Here is a 19,753-nt window from a genome sequence, read left to right as displayed (position 1 = left end):
TAAATCATTCACTTCCTCGCTAAAATCCTTTTCACCCATCAACTTACTGAATATAAAAAAGGAGGCTACCTATGCTGTATTGTGAATTGTTTGACTATTCACATGCATTTGGCGATCGCGCCAGCTCAAGCGTTACCGGTATCGTGCTGCGATAACCTCTGCTTGAGCGAAGCATAACTCTCCCTTCCCTCGGGCTTACCGGGTTATCGTCAGCGATGTTTGACGAGGCGTTTTCACGCCTGTAACTCTTGAGTAAGCAATGAGCACACTACTATCTGCACAATCAATCCGTATTGAGACCGCCTTCGGTCCGCTGTTTTCTGACCTCTCCTTTACCCTGAAAAAGGGCGATCGCCTCGGGCTTATTGGCGACAATGGCTGCGGCAAAAGTACCCTGCTGAAGGTGCTTGATGGCACGATCTCCCCGCTTTCCGGTAAGGTGACACAGGCACATCACTGCCTGCTGGCGCGCGTGGAGCAACACCTCCCCGATGAACTGCTGTCAATGACGCTGCTTGATGCGGTGCTGGCGCAACTCCCCTCTGCTGAACGGGAAACCCAGCGCTGGCGCGCAGAAACGCTGCTCGCCACGATGGGGCTGAACGAGCAGGAGATTGCTTTAACGGCGGCGACGCTGAGCGGCGGGCAACACACCCGCCTGCTGCTGGCGCGGGCGCTGATCCGCGAACCCGACCTGCTGTTACTGGATGAGCCAGGCAACCACCTCGATCTGCCCACTCTGCTGTGGCTGGAGCAGTTTCTGCAAGGCTGGTCCGGCAGTTTTGTGATGGTCTCCCACGACGCCGCGCTGCTGGATGCCGTCACCAACGGCACCTGGATCCTGCGCGACCACACGCTGCACGGTTTCGCCTTACCCTGCACCGCTGCGCGCAAAGCGCTTGAGGAGCGGGATGAGAGCGATGCCCTGCGCCATAAAGCGGAGCAGAAGGAGATTGACCGTGTGACCGCCAGCGCCAAACGGCTGGCGACCTGGGGTCGCGTCTACGACAACGAAGATCTGGCGCGTAAAGCAAAACAGATGGCACGCCAGGTGGATCGCCTGAAAGCGAGCCAGACGGAACTGACCGACGGCAGCCAGTGGCGCCTGGCGCTGCATGGTGAACCCTTAGCGGCTGACCGCTTGCTGGAGATGGAGAACCTGGCGGTCTCTCCCGCTCCAGGGTTGCCTGCGCTGTTCCGCATCCCGCTTGCCCGCCTGAAAAGCGGCGATCGGGTGGCGGTGCTCGGGCGTAACGGCTGCGGGAAATCCTCCCTGCTGAGGCTTATCTGGCAGGTTTACCACCAGCCGGAGCATGACGCTCTGCGCCTGCATCCGCGGCTGCACGCCGGGTATTACGATCAGAGCCTGCACCAGTTGCCTGACGAGTCGACCCTGTTCGACGCGCTGGAGCCTTTCGCCCCCGCACCAGGTGACAGGAAAATGGCCTTAATCAGCGCCGGTTTTGCCTTTCCTCGCCACGGCCAGCGCGTGGCAACACTCAGCGGCGGCGAGCGCTCGCGGCTGCTCTTTGTCGGGCTGTCGCTGGCGCGCTTTAACCTGCTGATGCTCGATGAGCCGACCAACCACCTTGATATGGCGGGCAAAGAGGCGCTGGCGCAGGCGTTAACGCAGTTCAGCGGCGGCGTGCTGCTGGTGAGCCACGACCGGCAGTTGATAAGCCAGAGCTGCAACCGTTTCTGGCTGGTGGAAGATGGCGAGCTAAGCGAGTGGCATGATGCCGACACGGTGTTTGCCCGTCTGCGCGAACGCGCTGGCTCGCCGGTTGCGGCGGTTAACACGCAATCCTGCGCCGCTGCGCCACCGGACGATGATGACGCTCTGCTTGAGCGGCTAATCGATCTGGAAACGCGGCTGGAGGAGGATCTGGCGCGCAAAGAGAAGCATCAAAAACCCCAGCTGCAGGCGCAGTGGCGCGATGAGATCGCCCGTCTTCGCTTGCTGTTGTAGCCGTTTTATCTCTCCTTCAAAGGCACCGCAAGGTGCCTTTTTTCATATTTCCCACATATCTATGACATCTGTGCAGCACGTTTTGTAACCACATTAACTGTTTGATTACTCGCCATTTACCCTACCTGATATAAGGGTAATGGCGGCAAAGTATGTCATTCTGTTGCCGGGCTATTGAATCCCTTTCCTAAACCATTAACTCTTAAGGGGTATTGAGGGATGAGGCGATAGCGCTTCACCGTTCTTTTGCCAGCAAGGAGATTAAAGATGAAAGCTGCCGTTGTTACTCAGGATCACCAGGTTGCTATTGCAGAGAAGACGCTGCGCCCGCTGAAACATGGCGAAGCGCTGCTGAAAATGGAGTGTTGCGGCGTATGCCACACCGATCTGCATGTTAAAAACGGTGATTTTGGCGACAAAACCGGGGTGATCCTCGGTCATGAAGGGATTGGCATCGTCACGGAGATCGCCGAAGGCGTCACCTCGCTGAAACCAGGCGATCGCGCCTCTGTTGCATGGTTCTTCCAGGGCTGCGGCCACTGTGAATATTGCAACAGCGGCAATGAAACCCTGTGCCGCGAAGTGGTCAACGCCGGTTACACCGCCGATGGCGGCATGGCGCAGGAGTGCATTGTTGTGGCGGATTACGCGGTAAAAGTGCCGGACGGCCTTGGTTCCGCGGAAGCCAGCAGCATCACCTGCGCGGGTGTCACCACCTATAAAGCGGTGAAAGTGTCGCAGATTAAGCCGGGCCAGTGGATCGCGATTTATGGTCTGGGCGGCCTCGGCAACCTGGCGTTGCAGTACGCGAAAAATGTCTTCAATGCCAAAGTGATCGCCATTGATGTGAATGACGAGCAGCTTAAGCTTGCCGCCAGCATGGGCGCCGATCTGACCATTAACTCGCGCAGCGAAGATGCGGCGAAAGTGGTGCAGGAAAAAACCGGCGGCGCGCATGCAGCCGTGGTGACCGCCGTGGCGAAAGCGGCCTTTAACTCGGCGGTCGACGCCGTGCGCGCCGGTGGACGCGTGGTCGCCGTTGGTCTGCCGCCGGAAGCGATGAGCCTCGATATTCCGCGCCTGGTGCTGGACGGCATCCAGGTGGTGGGGTCGCTGGTCGGTACCCGTCAGGATCTTACCGAAGCCTTCCAGTTTGCCGCCGAAGGGAAAGTGGTGCCGAAAGTGGCGCTGCGCCCGCTGGAAGATATCAACGCCATCTTTAAAGAGATGGAGCAGGGCCAGATCCGTGGCCGTATGGTGATCGATTTACGTCATTGATCGCGCACGGTGCAGGGTGTTCGCGCCCTGCACCGCTCTTGCGGCTTCATCCCCGCTGTTTTGCGCTTTCCTGAAAAGCTTATCTCATTTCCTTTGTTCCCTTGTTCTGACGCTCCCCGGATGATGAAGGCGACGTTAAAACAAGAGATAACAAAGGAATTCACCATGCGCTTCCCTTTTCGTATACCGCTGTTAGCGGCGTTGATCGCGGCTGCTCCGCTGCTGAGCCAGGCAGCACAAACGCCGGTTAAAGGCGGCACGCTGATCTATCTTGAGCAGCAGGCACACACCAACCTCTACCCCCCGGCAGGGGGTTTCTACCCGAATGGCGGCATCCTCAATCAAATTACCGACAAACTCACCTGGCAGAACCCCAAAACACTGGAGGTGGAGCCGTGGATCGCCGAAAGCTGGAGCAGCAACGCCGACAAAACGGAGTACACCTTCAAAATTCGCCCCGGCGTGACCTTCTCCGATGGCACGCCGCTGGATGCGGCAGCAGTGGCGAAAAACTTCGATACCTACGGGCTGGGGAATAAAGCGCAGCGCCTGCCGGTCTCAGAGGTGATCAACAACTACGACCACAGTGAAGTGATCGATGCGCACACCGTGAAGTTCTACTTTAAAAAGCCCTCGCCGGGGTTCCTGCAGGGAACGGCGACCATCGGCTCCGGCCTGGTCTCCCTTAGCACGCTGCAACGCAGCTTCGATTCGCTGGGCGATGCCCGGCATATTATTGGCTCCGGACCGTTTGTGGTCAGCGATGAGAAACTCGGCCGTGAAGTGACCCTCACGGCGCGTAAAGATTACCGCTGGGGGCCGAAAAATATCACTCAGCAAGGCCCGGCCAATCTCGACGGCATAAAAATCATTGTCACGCCGGAAGATAGCGTGCGCATTGGCGCGCTGCTGGCGGGCCAGGCCGGGTTTATCCGCCAGGTTCAGGCCTACGACGAGAAGCAGGCCACCGACCAGGGCTTTACCATCTATGCCGCGCCGACGCGCGGCGTTAATGACAGCCTCAGTTTCCGCCCGGATAACCCGCTGGTCGCCGACCTGCGCGTACGTCAGGCGCTGCTGCATGCCACCAATGCAAAGCAGGTGGTTGAAACCCTCTTCTCCCGCAACTATCCGCAGGCCACCTCGGTGATCGCGGCCTCCGCTGCCGGGTATGTCAATCTCAGCGACAAACTGGCGTTTGACCCGGCAAAGGCTAACCAGTTGCTTGATGAAGCAGGCTGGAAAACTGGCGCGGACGGCGTACGTGCAAAAGAGGGCCAGCGGCTGGCGCTGACGGTGTATGAGTCGCTGCCGCAACCGCAAAACAAAGAGGTGCTGCAACTGGTGGCGCAACAGTGGAAACAGGTCGGCGTGGCTCTGAGCGTAAAAGCAGGCGATGCTGGCAGCCGCACGCTGGATAACCTCGACCCGCTGAAAACGCCCTTAACCGTTTCTGAAGTAGGCCGTGCCGATCCGGACGTGGTGAAAAGTATGTTCTTCCCGGCAAACCGCGATGCGCTGCTGCAAAAAGGCGGCTCCAGCGACAAAGTGAAGAATTTCCGCGACGACCAGCTTAATGACAAGCTGACAGCGATTTCAGCCGAAGTTGACCCGCAAAAACGGCTGCAACTCACCGGCGATGCGCAGCGCTACCTGCTCGATAACGCTTATGTGATCCCTATCTTTGAAGAGCCGCAGGTGTTTGCCGGTGCGCCATCGGTGAAAGGCGTTGCCTTTGAAGCCGTCGGACGCCCCTCATTCTATGGCGCCTGGATCGAGAAAGAGTAAGGGGATCGTGATGAGCCACTATCTGCTGCGACGCGTCGGGCAAGGGCTGCTGGTGCTATGGGCCGCCTTTACCCTCTCATTTTTTCTGCTCCAGGTGCTGCCCGGTGATGCGGTACTGATTAAATTTCAGAACCCGGACCTGGGCCTTAGCCCGGCGCAAATCGAGGAGATGCGGGTTGCTTACGGCGCGGATAGCCCGCTGTGGCAGCAATATTTCCACACGCTGTTTGCCATGCTGCGCGGCGATGTTGGTTACTCCGTACAGGCCGGGGTGCCAGTGAGCGAGCTGATCGCCAGTAACCTGCCCGACACCCTGACACTGGCACTGCCCGCCTTCTTACTGGCGGCGGTGCTGGCCTTTACGCTGGCGGTCGCCTCGCGCTTACCGGCGCTGCGCTGGCTGAGCAACGTGTTCCAGTCCCTGCCGGTGCTCTTTATCTCGCTGCCGACCTTCTGGCTCGGCATCGCACTTATTCAGCTCTTCTCCTTCCAGCTGCGGCTGATTCCGGTGATTAACCCGTCGCCGTTGCAGGGGCTGATCCTGCCGATTATTACCGTGGCGATCCCGATCTCCGCGCCGCTGGCGCAGATCCTGATGCGCAGCATCGATCAGGTATCGGTTCAGCCCTTTGTCGGCGTGGCGCGGGCAAAAGGGATGAGCGAAACCGGCGTGTTGTGGCGGCATGTGCTGGGCAACGCCCTGCTGCCGGTGCTCAATATCGCCGGTTTGCTGCTCGGTGAACTGATTGCTGGCGCATTGATCACCGAAACCGTGTTTGGTCGTGCCGGGCTGGGCCAGCTTACGCAGCAGGCGGTCAATTACCAGGATATTGCGGTGCTTCAGGCGGTAGTGATGATCTCCGCACTCGGCTTTGTGCTGATCAATCTGTTGGTGGATTTACTGATGCCGTGGTTTGACCCGCGGTTGCAAACGGTCACCGGAGGCGCGTCATGAGTCTGGTTGATTATGCGGCGGCGGCCCAAAAACGCACACCGCTACGCAGCCCGTTGCGCTGGCAACCGGGCTTATGGCTCGCGTGGCTGGTTCTCATTGCGGCGCTGCTGGCCGCCTTTTTCCCGGCACTGTTCACCGGCTGGAACCCGGAAGAAGGCGTCGCCGGTGCGCAGCGGCTTGCGCCGCAGGCCGGACACTGGCTCGGCACCGACCAGTTGGGTCGCGATCTCTACGCCCGGATTGTTTACGGTGCCAGGCACTCGCTCTCCGCCGCGCTGGCCGCCGTCACCATGGGGCTGGTAGTGGGCACGCTGATCGGTGTGCTGGCCGGCGCGTTTGCCGGTCGGGTGGAGTCGATTCTGATGCGTCTGGTGGATGTGCTGCTCGCCATCCCGTCCCTGCTCTTATCCCTGACGGTGATTATTTTGCTGGGCTTCGGAACGGTGAATGCGGCCATCGCCGTCGGCGTCGCCTCTGTTGCCAGCTTCGCGCGGCTCGCCCGCGGCGAAGTGGTGCGCGTTCGCCACACCGATTATGTCGAAGCTGCCTGGGGCAGCGGCGGCACCTTCTGGACAGTGGTGTGGCGGCATATCTTGCCCAATTCGCTTACCGCCGTGGTGGCCTTTGCCACCCTGCAGTTTGGTCAGGCCATCCTGGCGCTCTCGACCTCAGCTTTCTGGGTTACGGTACCCGCCGCCGGTACCGGAGTGGGGATTGCTGATCGCCGAAGGGCGCAACTACTTATCTACCGCCTGGTGGCTGACGACCTTCCCGGGGCTGGTCGTGATCATGGTGGTGCTGGCCGTCAACCGCATCAGTCGTCAGCTCAGTGGAGGCCACGCATGACGCTTCTGTCCGTAGAAAATTTGACCCTCAGCTACCGCACCGGGCAGGCGTGGCGCGAAGTGGTACATAACGTCAGCTTCAGCCTCAAGCGCGGCGAGATGCTGGCGTTTGTCGGTGAATCCGGCTCGGGGAAAACCACCACCGCGCAGGCGATCATTGGCCTGTTGGCAGAGAATGCCCGCCGCGATCGGGGCGAGATCGTGCTCAATGGCGAAACCATCAGCCACTGGTCGGCGAAGCGTCTCGACAGCCTGCGCGGCGCGCGCATAAGCCTGGTGCCGCAGGATCCGGGTAACGCCCTTAATCCGGTAAAAACCATTGGCGAGCAGGTCGGCGAAGTGCTGCGCCTGCACCGCCAACTGAGCGCTGCCGAGCGCAACGCGCAGGTGCTCTCGCTGTTGCATAAAGTGGGGCTGAGTCACCCGGAGCAGCGCATGGCGCAATATCCTCATCAGCTCTCCGGCGGAATGAAGCAGCGCGTATTGATTGCCATCGCCATTGCGCTGCAACCGGAAGTGATTATTGCCGATGAGCCGACCAGCGCCCTTGACGTCACGGTACAAAAACGGATCCTCGATCTGCTGGACACGTTGCGGCGCGAATCGGGCACTGCGGTGCTGTTTGTCACCCATGATCTGGCGCTGGCCGCCGAGCGCGCCGACCGGCTGCTGGTGTTTCGGAATGGCGAGATCCAGGAGCACGGGGATACCAGTGCTATCCTTCGCGCACCGCGCCACCCCTATACGCGACAGTTGCTTAGCGATGTACGCGGCGAGGCTCTGACCATCGCCCCGGTGTCCGGCGATCCTCTCGCCCCCCGGCGATTCGCCTGCAGGGGATCGCAAAACAGTTTTCGCTGGGCAAAGGCCATACTTTGCAGGCGCTGGAGGCGGTAAGTTTTGAGGTACGCCGCGGCAGCACCCATGCGCTGGTGGGCGAGTCCGGCTCCGGTAAAACCACCCTGGCGCGTATTCTGCTTGGTTTCGAGCAGGCGGACAGCGGAACGGTGGTGATTAACGGCAGTGACGTGACGCACCTTAACCGCGAGGCGCGACGCCAGCTGCGACGCGAGATCCAGTTCGTTTATCAGAACCCCTTCGCCTCGCTCGATCCGCGCCAGACGCTGTTTGAAATCATCGAAGAGCCGCTGAAAATTTCGCGCCGGTGGATAAAGCGACGCGCAGAGCGCGGGTCGAGGCGGTCGCCGGTCGGGTTGCCTTACCCGTTGAACTTCTGAGCCGGCGCGCCCGTGAACTCTCTGGCGGGCAGCGCCAGCGTGTGGCGATTGCGCGAGCCTTGATTCTGGAGCCCTCCATTCTGGTGCTGGATGAAGCCACCTCCGCGCTGGATGTGACGGTGCAGGCGCAGATCCTCGCTCTGCTTCAGCAACTCCAGCAGCAACTGGGGCTGACCTATCTGTTTATCACCCATGACCTGGCGACGGTACGGCGTATCGGGCACAGCGTCACGGTACTGCGCAACGGTCGCGTGGTTGAGCACGGCAGCGTCGAGGCGCTGTTTGCCGCGCCGCAGGATGCTTATACCCGCGAGCTTATTGACGCCATTCCCCACTTTCAACCCGCTACGGAGGAGTTCGCATGACGCGAAAACGCCTGGGCTTTTTTACCCGTCTACTGGATAACGCCCCGCCCAAAGAGCGCTATCGCCTGGCGACAGAGCAGATCCGCCACGCTGAGCGTCACGGCTTTGACAGTGCGTGGATCGCCCAGCACCACTTTCATGAGCATGAGGGTGGATTACCCTCGCCGCTGCTTTTCCTCGCCCATGCTGCGGCGCATACCCAGACCATTCGCCTCGGCACGGCGATTATCACTCTGCCGCTGGAAAATCCGCTGCGCGTGGCGGAGGACGCGGCGGTGCTGGACTTGCTGGCGGACGGGCGACTGGAAATTGGTTTTGGTTCCGGCGGCACGCCGACATCGTTTCTGCCGTTCGGCCTGACGATTGATCAGCGCGCCGTGGTATTTGAGGAGTCACTGCATCTGATTCAGAGCGCCTGGCGCGGCGATTCGCTCGCCCATCCGGATAATCACCTTTACCCGCCGGCACCGCAGCTGACGGAGCGGGTCTGGATCGCGACCTTTTCTATTGAGGGCGCGGTTCGTGCCGCGCGGGCCGGACACGGTTTGATGCTCTCGCGTACACAGCCGCGCCCTGCTGATAAGCCCGGCTTAAGGCTGGATGAGATCCAGAATCCGATAATCGATGCCTATCTCGATGCCCTGCCAGCCGGCGTTGCGCCGCGCATTCTAGCCTCCCGTACCGCATTTGTTGCTGATACCACCGCGTATGCGCTTCAGGTCGCCACGCCGGGTTTGACCCGCCAGGCAGAGCAGCATCGCGCCGCAGGCCACGCACTTATCGGTGACAACGTCACGGATTATATCCAGCAGTTCGACGCGCATATTGGCGATCCGCAGACCGTTCTCGCCTCGCTCCGGCAGGATTCCGTGCTGCTTCGCGCCACGGATATCTCTTTCCAGGTGCATTCGGTGGAGCCTTCCCATCCGGACACGCTGCGTTCAATTGAACTGATTGCCGGGCATATTGCGCCGCATATTTTATAAGGAGTCACCATGAGCTTACGTCACGACATTCTCGCCGATCTCGCCGGGATCGCCCCGTCATCTGCTCTCGCCGCCGCTCGCCAGACCCGCGAGGCAGCAACGCGACATGCGCAAGGCAGTTACGACGCACTTTTTACCACCCATGATGAAACCTTCTCTGCCGAGGCGCGCTTTAGCGTGGCGGCCAAGGTGGCGAAATGGCACAACGCGGACGATCTTGCCGCACACTATGCGGGCCTGGGTCTGACAGATCCGACGTCAGCGCAACTGGCACCCGCGATTGAGTTTGCGCGCCTGCTCACCTTCTCGCCGGTTAAAGCGACGCCGGAAGCGCTAAACAGCCTGCAGGCCGCGGGCTGGAGTGCAGAAAATATCGTTACGCTGGCGCAACTGATCGCCTTTGTCAGTTTTCAGAGCCGCCTGCTTGCCGGGCTGCGTCTCCTGAATGGCAAGCCCGTATTGCATAACGACGCCCCTGTTGTCGCAGGCAGCTGGCACACAACCGCGCAAACGCGAAGCGGCAAAGCGGCGCCGGTGCGTTTCACGCAGCAGGAGTTGGGCTGGGAGCCGTGGATCGCCGCAAAACAGCTGGAAGAGTTCAGTGTGGATGAGCAAGCCGTTCTCGCCAGGTTTGGCCACAGCAATTCTGACTATTTTCGTCTGCTGGGACGCAACCTGCCGGTGCTGGAACAGCGCACGCTGACGGATAAAGGGATCTTTTATACGCCCGGTGGGCTGCCGCGTGCCGAGCGCGAACTGGCCGCGACGGTCGCAAGTAAGGTGAATGGCTGTATCTACTGCGCCTCGGTACACGCACGCAAAACCAGCCAGTTATCAAAGGCAGATAACGCCGTAGAGACGTTGCTGGCGGTGGCGCCAGGCGGCGCGTTGCATGAGGGGCAATCAGCTCGCTGGCAGGCGGAAATTGACGCCGCCGCCGCGCTCTCCGTGACCCCGCCAGCGCTGACCAGAGACCATATATCGCGCCTTGAAAGCGAGGGGCTGGATACGCTTGAGCAGTTGGACCTTATTCAGTCCGCTGCCTTTTTTGCCTGGGCCAATCGGTTGATGTTAACCCTGGGCGAACCGTTCCTGCCGTAGCCTCGTGTCGGATGGCGCTGCGCTTATCCGACCTACAAAACCCCGCAACCTTTTATCTTTCGTAGGCCGGATAAGGCGAAGCCGCCATCCGCCGTTTCATCACCGAGCCTCGCTCAGTCAAACCGGCACCCGTAGGCCGGATAAGGTGAAGCCGCCATCCGGCATTTCATCATCGCGCCTCACCCATTCAAACCGGCACCCGTAGGCCGGATAAGGCAAAGCCGCCATCCGGCGTGTCATCATCGAGCCTCACCCATTCAAACCGGCACCCGTAGGCCGGATAAGGCAAAGCCGCCATCCGGCATTTCATCATCGCGCCTCGCCCAGTCAAACCGGCACCCGTAGGCCGGATAAGGCAAAGCCGCCATCCGGCATTTCATCATCGCGCCTCACTCAGTCAAACCGGCACCCGTAGGCCGGATAAGACGAAGCCGCCATCCGGCGTTGCGTTACACTGTCACCACTTCTGTCTGGTGCCTGGTGATGCGACGGTTATAAATCAGCAGCGAGGTAAGCGCGGCAAAGGTCAGCACCGCCGCTGGCAGCGCCAGATAGTTATAGCTAAAGCCAAAAGCGATAATCAGCCCGCCAAACCATGCCCCCACCGCATTACCGAAATTAAACGCCATCTGCCCACCTGCGGCACCCAGCATTTCGCCGCCCTTCGCATTTTGCAGCAGCATGATTTGCAGCGGCGCCGAGAGCGCAAACAGCCCGGCACAGCAGATGAAGCCCAACGAGAGCGCGCCTGCTTTGCTGTCGCCAAGGAAAAATAGCGCCACCATCGCCAGCATGATCACCAGTTCGGTCGCTGCCGCAATGCGTATTGGGCTGAAGCGCGCCGACACTCTGCCGCTGAACATGTTGCCCAGCACCATTCCCAGCCCCATCAGCATCATAATCAGCGTCATGGCATTTTGCGAAAACCCGGAAACGCTCACCATAAAGGGCTTCACGTAGCTGAACCAGGCAAACACCCCGGCATTGCCGAACATGGTGGCGGCGAAGATCAGCCACGGCTCCGGTTTCTTCAGAAAGTGAAACTGCTCGCTCAGGCGGGTCGGCGCAGTGTCATACAGGCTCGGCACCCAGAAAATGACCGACACCATCACCAGTACAAAGAAGAGCGAGATCAGCACAAAGGTGTAGCGCCAGCTAAAGAGATGGCCGATCCACGTACCAAGAGGAATACCGATCAGGTTAGCGACGGTCATCCCGGCGATCATCCCGGCCACCGCCATCGTCACTTTGCCCGGCGGTGCGATTTTCGAGAGGATAATGGCGCCGACGCCAAAGATAGCGCCGTGTGGAAACCCTGAGATCAGCCGACCAATCACCAGCATCGGATATGCGCTGGAGAAGGTGAAAATCGTATTACCGACAAAGCAGAGCGCCACCAGAAAGAGCAGCACATTTTTCAGCGAGAAGCGGTTGGAGAACATCGCCATTATCGGCGCGCCAATAACCACACCCGCCGCATAGGCGGAGATCATATGCCCCGCAGACGGAATCGAGATCCCCACGTTATTCGCAAGCTCGGTCAACACGCCCATAATACCGAACTCAGCCATCCCAAGACCAAAGGTCGCAAGTGCCAACGAAAAAACCGTTTTTTTCATACCACTAACCACTTGTTAAAAGTTTGCGACGGGCATTATTGACCATTCGCGTAAGGCAGACCAGTTGAAACCTGCCCGCTGACGTTTTAATCCATGAATACAGTTTTTCTGCCCCTGCTTAATCTGCGGGGCTTTGCAGCCCCTGCTGCAGAAAATCAATCAACGCCCGCGTTTTGACCGGCAGATAGCGGCGGCTGGAGTAGATGGCAACCAGACGCAGCGGCGCTGCCGCCTGCGGGAAGACGATCTCTACCAGACGTCCCTCGTTAATCGGCTGCTGGCAGGCCTGTTTTGACAGGATGGCAAATCCCACTCCCGCCAGCGCAGCTTTGAAGGCCATCTCACCGCTGTTGACGCGGTAATGCCCTTTCACATTGACCACCTCATGCTTACCCGCGGCATCGACAAATTGCCAGGCCGCGCCGTTCAGCGCACTGACGGTGGTAATGCAGGGTAAGGTTTCAAACTGGCGGACGGAAACCGGCAGGCCGTAGCGTTCAATTAACGCAGGCGCAGCCACAATGGTGCAGGGAAACGTCGCCAGTGGCCGGGCAATGTAATCGCTGTCATCCAGATCTCCACGGGTAACGATAACGGCGACATCCACCTCTTCGCGCAGGGATTCGAAGCCGGAGAGATTGGTTATGCAGCTGATCTCCAGTTCCGGGTAACGGCAGGCGAAATCCGCCAGCAGATCGCCGAGCAGCGCCGGCCCCATCTCGCTCGGAATGCAAATGCGTAGCGGACCTTTGAGCTGCACCTGCCGCGACATCAACTCCGCCTCCGTCTGCTCCAGCGACTCAAGCAGCGGCTTTGAGCGCGTATAGAGAAGCTGCCCGGATGGCGTCAGCTTCCGGTGCCGGGTTGTGCGCTCAATAAGCTGCACGTTGAGCATCTCTTCAAGCCGGGCAACCGTCCGGCTGACGTTCGATGTCGGCATGGTCAGCGCCTTCGCCGCCGCCACAAAACTTCCTTTATCCACCACCGCACAGAAGATCTTCAACGCGGTAAAATCCAGCCCTGCCCGCATATTTATCCCATTTTTGATAACAATGACGGTCACTTTTACCGTCTTATTCTCAAAACTGCCAGGTATTAGAGTGCCTGCTCCTCTTTTTTACAGGTTTACTCGTTGCTTATGTCACAACAAAACGCCTCCCGGACGCTTACCAGCATGGCCATCGTTATCGCCTTTATCCAGTTCGCTAATGCGCTGGAATATATGGCCTTCAATCCAATATTCGCCTTTATGGCCCCGTCCTTTGCAGTGCCGCTCGCCTTCTCCGGCTATGTCTCTGCTGCCTACACCTTCGCCGCGATGTTCTCCGGAGTGATCGCGTTCTACTTTATCGGCGCAATCAATCAGCAGCGTTTTTTAATCGGCAATATGGCGCTGCTGTGCATATTGACTCTCATGACGACACTTACTACCCACTTTGGCGTGCTGCTGGCGCTGCGCTTTTTTGCCGGGCTGGTCGGCGGCACGACTATGGGGGTGGCAACCAGCCTGCTGATCAACGCCGCGCCAGCACAGCTACGCGGCAAGATGGTGTCGACGGTGATCGCCGCGTTTTCCATGATCAGCATTGTCGGTATGCCAGCGGTGCTGTTTATCTGCTCCCGCTGGGGATGGAAAACCTCACTGCTCTCAATCAGCGCCTGCTGCCTTGTGGCGCTGGTGCTGATTGTGTGCGTAATTCCCGCCCAGCAGGGCGGCTCAGGCTCACGGCAGAAGATCACCCTTGATGCGCAAACGCTGCTCTTCGCCGCCGGTAATGCGCTGGTGCAGTTCAGCCCAATGCTGCTCATTCCTGTACTGGTGCCGCTGATGCAGCTGCTTGGCGCAACGGTCACGGAGCTTGCCTGGCTCTTTTTTGCCGGTGGCATCGCCGGGTATCTCGCGACCCGGTTTACCGGTCTGCTGACGCAACGCTATACCGCCCAGGCGCTGGCGCTGACCTCCAGCGCCCTGTTCGTTGCCAGCCTGCTGATTCCCGCGCTGCACTGCTCTAATGCCTGGCTTTTTATGCTGCTGTTTCTCTCAGGGGCCTATAGCCGCCTGGTCTCCTCATCGGTGCTCACCCTGCAGTTCCCGGATAATGCGCAACGTGCAGGATTTGGCTCCTTGCAAACGGCGCTGATGCACCTCGCCACCACCGCCGCATTTTCACTCTCTTCGTGGCTGCTCTCTGCCAGGGCGCTAACCCTCGACGCCCTTAAACCATTACTGATAGTTTGCGCCCTCAGCGCCCTTCTCTTTCCTCTGCTGGTGCCGCTGTTGCAGAGGAGGCTGGCCTTGCGTAGCGCAGCGTCACACCCATAACAAAAAGCGCCCGGCACGCTCTTCGCCGGGCGCCATCATCGTCATAACGCCGCGCGCCGTCACCAGGAAAACCAAAGGGAATGCAGGATTCTGGAAGATGCCTCGCAAAGATTTTCACCGTTTGCATGGCGTTGCTTTATTCAGGAAGCGACCTCGCAATTTCTGCATAAGCCTGAAGAAAGGACGTTGTTTGCATGATGGCGGATTGCTAATTTTCGCTGCACAAAACCAGGGAGGAGATGATGGGAATGGATGAGGAAAAGCGAAGATTACGTTGCGTTGAGACACGTAGCAACGAAGGAATAGAGCGTAATCAGGTGCAGCTAAAAAACCGCTCCGGACGGGCTGCCGGAGCGGTTAGCGAATTACTTAATGCCTTCCGTACTCTCTTTTTTCGCTTCGAGACGTTCGACGTCGCGATACCAGCGCGGATGGTGCTTCATCGCCCAGCGGCGGCTCACTTTTCCCTCGATCATGCCTTTGATCGAGCCTTTGACCCAGAAAGCCATATACATATGGATCAGGATGGCGTGGATCAAAATAATCGCCGAGGTCGCGTGCAGCAGCAGGCTGTAACGAATGACCTGTATCGGAAAGCAGTGGGCAAAATAGGGTCGCCAGATCACCACACCGGTCACCAGCAGTACGGTCATCATGCTCATAATGGTCCAGAACATCATCTTCTGCCCGGCATTGTACTTGCCGACCTTCGCCACTTTGTGCTCGTTGCCCTTCAGTACCTCAACGATATTTTTCACCCACGGCCAGTCCTTCTTGTCCGGGATGTTGTGATGCACGAAGCGCACGAACATAAACATCAGCGCCAGGAAGATCACCACACCGAAGAAGGGATGCAGAATGCGCCCCATCTGCGGTGTGCCGAAGGTCTCCGTCAGCCACTGCAGCGTCGGAAAGAAGAAGGAGATGCCGGAGAGCGCCACCAGAAAGAAGCAGATCACCACCGTCCAGTGACAGGCGCGGTCGATAAATTTAGTCCGCACAATCATTTTCGACTTACTCATGATGATCGTCCTCTTCGTCATCCACCTCTTTATTGGGGCCGATGCCAATGTAGTGGTAAATCAGCCCGGTGAACGTGGCAAGGAAGCCCGCCGCCGACAGCGGTTTCAATACCCCTTTCCACAGCCCGACCGCCGTGTCGATATGCGGATCGTTGGGCAGCTCGTGATAGAGCGCTGGCTTATCGGCATGATGCAGCACATACATCACATGGGTGCCGCCCACGCCCTGCGGATTGTAGATACCCGCATTGCTGTAACCGCGCGCTTTCAGCTTCTCAACGCGCTGCTCGCCAAGCTCCAGCATCTCCCTTTTGGTGCCGAAATGAATAGCGCCAGTCGGGCAGGTCTTCACGCAGGCGGGCTCCTGGCCGACGCTGACGCGATCGACGCAGAGCGTACATTTATAGACCCGGTTATCCTCTTTACTGAGGCGCGGGACATTAAATGGACACCCGGCGATGCAGTAGCCGCAGCCGATGCAGTTCTCCTGCTGGAAGTCGACGATACCGTTCGCGTACTGAATGATTGCGCCGGCAGAGGGGCACGCCTTCAGGCAGCCCGGCTCCGCGCAGTGCATGCAGCCATCTTTGCGGATCAGCCACTCCAGCTTGCCGTTCTGCTCGGTTTCGCTAAAGCGCATCACCGTCCAGGATTTGGCACTGAGATCGGCAGGGTTGTCATAGACCCCGACGCAGTGCCCCACTTCGTCGCGGATATCATTCCACTCCGAGCAGGCCACCTGGCAGGCTTTGCAGCCCACACAGGTGGAGACATCGATAAGTTTGGCAACCTCCGCTTTATAGTCACGCGCCTTTGGCGGCGGCGTGACGGGGTTGGTCGCAGAGCGTTTAATAATGTCCTGAGTTTCCATAGCCATAATGTCGCGCCCTTACGCCTTCTCTATATTGACCAAAAACGCTTTATATTCCGGCGTTTGCGAGTTCGCATCGCCGACGTTAGGCGTCAGGGTGTTGGCGATATACCCCTTCTGCGCCACGCCTTCAAAGCCCCAGTGCAGTGGAATACCCACGGTCTCAACCTGCTGACCGTGCACCTGCAGGGTTTGCAGACGCCGCGTGACCACCGCCACCGCGCGAATGAAACCGCGCTGGCTGCTGACCTTAACGCGATCGCCATTGTGGATGCCTTTTGCTGCGGCCAGCGTTTCGCTGATTTCAACAAACTGCTCCGGCTGGGCAATGGCGTTAAGCCGCGCGTGCTTGGTCCAGGTGTGGAAGTGCTCCGTCAGACGATAGGTAGTGCCGACATAAGGGAAGTGCTCTTTTTTCCCCATACGCTTCACATCCTCTGCGTAAATACGCACCACCGGGCTGGAGATCACGTTCGGATGCAGCGGGTTGGTGCCGAGCGGCGTCTCCACCGGTTCGTAGTGCTCCGGGAACGGCCCTTCGGCAAGTTTATTGAGCGCAAACAGACGCCCCATCCCTTCCTGCTGCATGATAAACGGCCCGGTATTGCTTCCCGGCGGCGCGGTGTTGTAGTCCGGAATGTCATTCCCGACCCACTTTGCACCGTTCCACTGGATCAGCATCCGTTTCGCATCCCAGGGTTTACCCATGAAATCCGCCGACGCGCGGTTATAGAGCACCCGGCGGTTCATCGGCCACGCCCAGGCCCAGCCGAGCGTATTGCCCAGCCCCGACGGGTCGGCGTTATCACGGTTTGCCATCTGGTTGCCCTGCTCGGTCCAACTGCCCGCATAGATCCAGCACGACGAGGCGGTGGAGCCATCATCACGCAGCAGCGCAAAGCTATTCAGCAACTGGCCTCTCTTCGCCAGAAGTTGACCATTGGTGTCATAGAGATCTTCCAGCGCGTAGCCGTTGTTCTCTTTTGCGACCTCTTCGGAGTGCGGGTTATGCGGCTGGCTGTAGTGCCAGGACATATTAAGCAGCGGTTCTGCACCTTTGCCCCCTTCAGTGCGGTACATTTCGCGCATCCGGTGGTAAATACCCGCCAGGATCTCGCCGTCGTTAAGCGCTTCGCCCGGCGCATCCTGCCCTTTCCAGTGCCACTGCAGCCAGCGCCCGGAGTTGGCAATCGAACCATCCTCCTCGGCAAAACAGGTGGAGGGCAGACGGAACACTTCCGTCGCAATGGCCGACGGGTCAACGTCGTTCATCTCGCCGTGGTTCTGCCAGAAGCTGGAGGTCTCGGTGACCAGCGGATCGATCACCACCATGTACTTCAGCTTGCTCAGGGTGCTGACAACCGTGTTCTTATCCGGGAACGAGGCCACCGGGTTAAAGCCCTGGCAGATGTAGCCGGTCACTTCACCCTTCGCCATCATGTTGAAATATTTGATGACGTCGTAGGATTGATCCCACTTCGGCAGCCAGTCGAAGCCCCAGTCGTTCTCTTTTTGCGCCGCATCGCCATAGAACGATTTCATCAGGCTGACGAAGAACTTCGGATAGTTGCTCCAGTAGTTCACCTGATCGGGCAGCATCGCTTTCGGCGTGTTCGCCGCCAGGTACTGTTGCAGATCGGTCTGTTTTTCCGACGGCAGCGTCAGGTAACCCGGCAGGCTGGTCGAGAGCAGCCCCAGATCCGTCAGCCCCTGAATATTGGAGTGACCACGCAGGGCGTTAACCCCACCGCCGGCCATGCCCATATTGCCGAGCAGCAGCTGGATCATCGCCATGGTGCGGATGTTCTGCGCACCGACCGTATGCTGCGTCCAGCCCAACGCGTAGAGGAACGTCGTGGTTCTGTCTACGGCGCTGGTCGACGCGAGCACCTCGCACACCTTCAGGAAGTCCGCTTTTGGCGTACCGCAGATATTCTCCACCGTTTCCGGGGTGTAGCGATCGACATGCTGTTTGAGCAGGTTCCAGACACAGCGCGGATGGGTCAGCGTCTCATCACGTTTCGCATAGCCGTTGTCATCAAACTGGTAGTTCCACGTCGTTTTGTCGTACTGCCGTTTTTCAGCATCGTAGCCGCTGAACAAACCCTCTTCGAAGGCGAAGTCATCCCGCACCAGCAGGCTGGCGTTGGTGTAGTGCCTGACGTATTCCGCGTTGATCTTATTGTTTTCGATCAGATAGCGCAGCACGCCGGAGAGGAAGGTGATATCCGTCCCGGAGCGGATCGGCGCATAGATATCCGCCACCGACGCCGTACGCGTAAAGCGCGGGTCGACAACGATAAGCGTCGCGTCATTGTTGTTTTTGGCTTCCATTGCCCAGCGGAAACCGACCGGGTGGGCTTCAGCGGCGTTGCCGCCCATTACCATCACCACGTTGGCGTTTTTGATATCAACCCAGTGGTTGGTCATCGCACCGCGACCAAATGTTGGAGCAAGACTTGCTACCGTTGGTCCGTGTCAGACGCGCGCCTGGTTATCTACCGCCAGCATGCCGAGAGAGCGCACAAATTTTTGCGTCAGCATGCCCGTTTCATTGCTTGCCGCCGAGGCACACAGCATGCCGGTGGAGAGCCAGCGGTTAACCTTCACCCCGGCGTCGTTGGTTTCGACAAAGTGCGCATCGCGATCCGCTTTCATCAGGCGGGCGATACGGTTAAAGGCTTCATCCCAGCTGATGCGCTGCCATTTACTGGAGCCCGGCGCGCGGTATTCAGGGTAACGCAGGCGGTTTTCACTGTGGACATAATCGAGCAGCCCCGCCCCTTTCGGGCAGAGCGCGCCCCGGCTGACCGGATGATCCGGGTCCCCTTCGATATGATAAATCGCTTCTTTGGCGTTCTTTGCGCCATCGCCGAGGCTATACATTAATAGCCCGCAACCCACGGAACAGTACGTACAGGAGTTTCGAGTCTCTTTTGCGCGCAGTAATTTATAATTTCGCGTCTGAGCCAGCGCCATCTTCGGGGCGAACCCTAAAACAGCGGCTGTGGTTCCTGCCATCCCGCCCGCGCAGATACGGAAAAACTGTCTGCGGTTGACGTTCATTGCTTTCCTCAATAATCAATCTTCGCTTGCGGCGGGGAAACTAAACATTTCACGGGATGAATTAATTGCGGTAAATCAATAACGCCGGGTGCTTGACACCTAATAGTCGCTGCCGTTGCGTTTTAGTGCCTCCTAAGAGGTAGCGCAGATCCCGTCGTGCTGAGGAAAACGACGATTTCGCAGCCGTGTCAGGCGTCAGGCGTCAGGCGTCAGGCGTCAGGCGTCAGGCGTCAGGCGTCAGGCAAAGAAAGGTGAAACAATTTCGGGGAAAAAGGAGAATGGGCGCCCCGCGCTTTTACTGCTGGCAGAGCGCCCTGTTGCGATGAT

General features: G+C 58.9%; 13 protein-coding genes and 2 pseudogenes. 10 read left to right on the top strand and 5 right to left on the bottom strand.

Annotated features, from left to right (window positions below; all coding sequences use genetic code 11):
• Positions 1–259 precede the first annotated feature (259 nt).
• The 9 genes and pseudogenes from BWI95_RS16190 to BWI95_RS16155 all read left to right on the top strand — a co-directional run bounded on the left by BWI95_RS16190 (position 260) and on the right by BWI95_RS16155 (position 10,525).
• Positions 260–1,969 (top strand): ABC-F family ATP-binding cassette domain-containing protein, encoded by a 1,710-nt coding sequence (locus tag BWI95_RS16190; RefSeq protein WP_054803969.1) that lies wholly within the window; start codon positions 260–262, stop codon positions 1,967–1,969.
• Positions 1,970–2,236: 267 nt separating this feature from the next.
• Positions 2,237–3,247: an alcohol dehydrogenase AdhP gene (gene adhP / locus BWI95_RS16185; protein WP_042713088.1), complete on the top strand. Its 1,011-nt coding sequence runs from the start codon at positions 2,237–2,239 to the stop codon at positions 3,245–3,247.
• A gap of 165 nt (positions 3,248–3,412) precedes the next feature.
• A complete protein-coding gene (locus BWI95_RS16180; RefSeq protein ID WP_054803970.1) occupies positions 3,413–5,035 on the top strand; it encodes a TIGR04028 family ABC transporter substrate-binding protein in 1,623 nt (540 codons plus the stop codon).
• A 10-nt stretch (positions 5,036–5,045) separates the two neighbouring features.
• Positions 5,046–5,990: an ABC transporter permease gene (locus tag BWI95_RS16175; RefSeq protein ID WP_076769831.1), complete on the top strand. Its 945-nt coding sequence runs from the start codon at positions 5,046–5,048 to the stop codon at positions 5,988–5,990.
• Positions 5,987–6,836, top strand: a pseudogene (locus BWI95_RS16170) (ABC transporter permease). The gene BWI95_RS16175 and the pseudogene BWI95_RS16170 overlap by 4 nt, the downstream one beginning before the upstream one ends.
• Positions 6,833–7,732, top strand: coding sequence for an ABC transporter ATP-binding protein (locus tag BWI95_RS24055; RefSeq protein WP_415859148.1), 900 nt, complete (start codon positions 6,833–6,835; stop codon positions 7,730–7,732). Before BWI95_RS16170 ends, BWI95_RS24055 begins: the two are co-directional and overlap by 4 nt.
• A 35-nt stretch (positions 7,733–7,767) precedes the next feature.
• A pseudogene (locus BWI95_RS24050) lies at positions 7,768–8,438 on the top strand (ABC transporter ATP-binding protein).
• A complete protein-coding gene (locus BWI95_RS16160; RefSeq protein ID WP_076769830.1) occupies positions 8,435–9,424 on the top strand; it encodes a putative FMN-dependent luciferase-like monooxygenase in 990 nt (329 codons plus the stop codon). Before BWI95_RS24050 ends, BWI95_RS16160 begins: the two are co-directional and overlap by 4 nt.
• Before the next feature lie 9 nt (positions 9,425–9,433).
• Positions 9,434–10,525, top strand: a complete 1,092-nt coding sequence (locus BWI95_RS16155) for an alkylhydroperoxidase domain protein (RefSeq protein ID WP_076769829.1) — start codon at positions 9,434–9,436, stop codon at positions 10,523–10,525.
• 449 nt (positions 10,526–10,974) lie between these two features.
• Here BWI95_RS16155 and araJ read toward each other — a convergent pair whose 3' ends face one another.
• Both araJ and BWI95_RS16145 read right to left on the bottom strand, forming a co-directional pair.
• Complete coding sequence (gene araJ, locus BWI95_RS16150; RefSeq protein ID WP_076769828.1) at positions 10,975–12,144, bottom strand: MFS transporter AraJ; 1,170 nt, start codon at positions 12,142–12,144, stop codon at positions 10,975–10,977.
• A 118-nt stretch (positions 12,145–12,262) separates the two neighbouring features.
• Positions 12,263–13,174, bottom strand: a complete 912-nt coding sequence (locus BWI95_RS16145; RefSeq protein WP_054803990.1) for a LysR family transcriptional regulator — start codon at positions 13,172–13,174, stop codon at positions 12,263–12,265.
• Positions 13,175–13,282: 108 nt separating this feature from the next.
• Here BWI95_RS16145 and BWI95_RS16140 point away from each other — a divergent pair, with 108 nt between their 5' ends.
• Positions 13,283–14,467 (top strand): MFS transporter, encoded by a 1,185-nt coding sequence (locus BWI95_RS16140; RefSeq protein WP_076769827.1) that lies wholly within the window; start codon positions 13,283–13,285, stop codon positions 14,465–14,467.
• 365 nt (positions 14,468–14,832) lie between these two features.
• Here the strand turns inward: BWI95_RS16140 and fdnI are convergent, their stop codons facing one another.
• Genes fdnI through fdnG form a run of 3 tightly spaced genes read right to left on the bottom strand, consistent with a single transcriptional unit; the run spans position 14,833 to position 19,426 of the window.
• Entirely contained in the window at positions 14,833–15,489 is a 657-nt protein-coding gene (gene fdnI / locus BWI95_RS16135; protein ID WP_076769826.1) for a formate dehydrogenase-N subunit gamma, read from the bottom strand.
• Entirely contained in the window at positions 15,482–16,366 is an 885-nt protein-coding gene (gene fdxH / locus BWI95_RS16130; RefSeq protein WP_076769825.1) for a formate dehydrogenase subunit beta, read from the bottom strand. The genes fdnI and fdxH overlap by 8 nt, the downstream gene beginning before the upstream one ends.
• A 12-nt stretch (positions 16,367–16,378) precedes the next feature.
• Positions 16,379–19,426, bottom strand: coding sequence for a formate dehydrogenase-N subunit alpha (gene fdnG / locus BWI95_RS16125; RefSeq protein WP_156884916.1), 3,048 nt, complete (start codon positions 19,424–19,426; stop codon positions 16,379–16,381).
• Positions 19,427–19,753: the final 327 nt, after the last annotated feature.

The sequence above is a fragment of the Kosakonia cowanii JCM 10956 = DSM 18146 genome (genome assembly GCF_001975225.1).
Classification (GTDB): domain Bacteria; phylum Pseudomonadota; class Gammaproteobacteria; order Enterobacterales; family Enterobacteriaceae; genus Kosakonia; species Kosakonia cowanii.
This window is presented reverse-complemented; position numbering and strand designations above follow the sequence as displayed.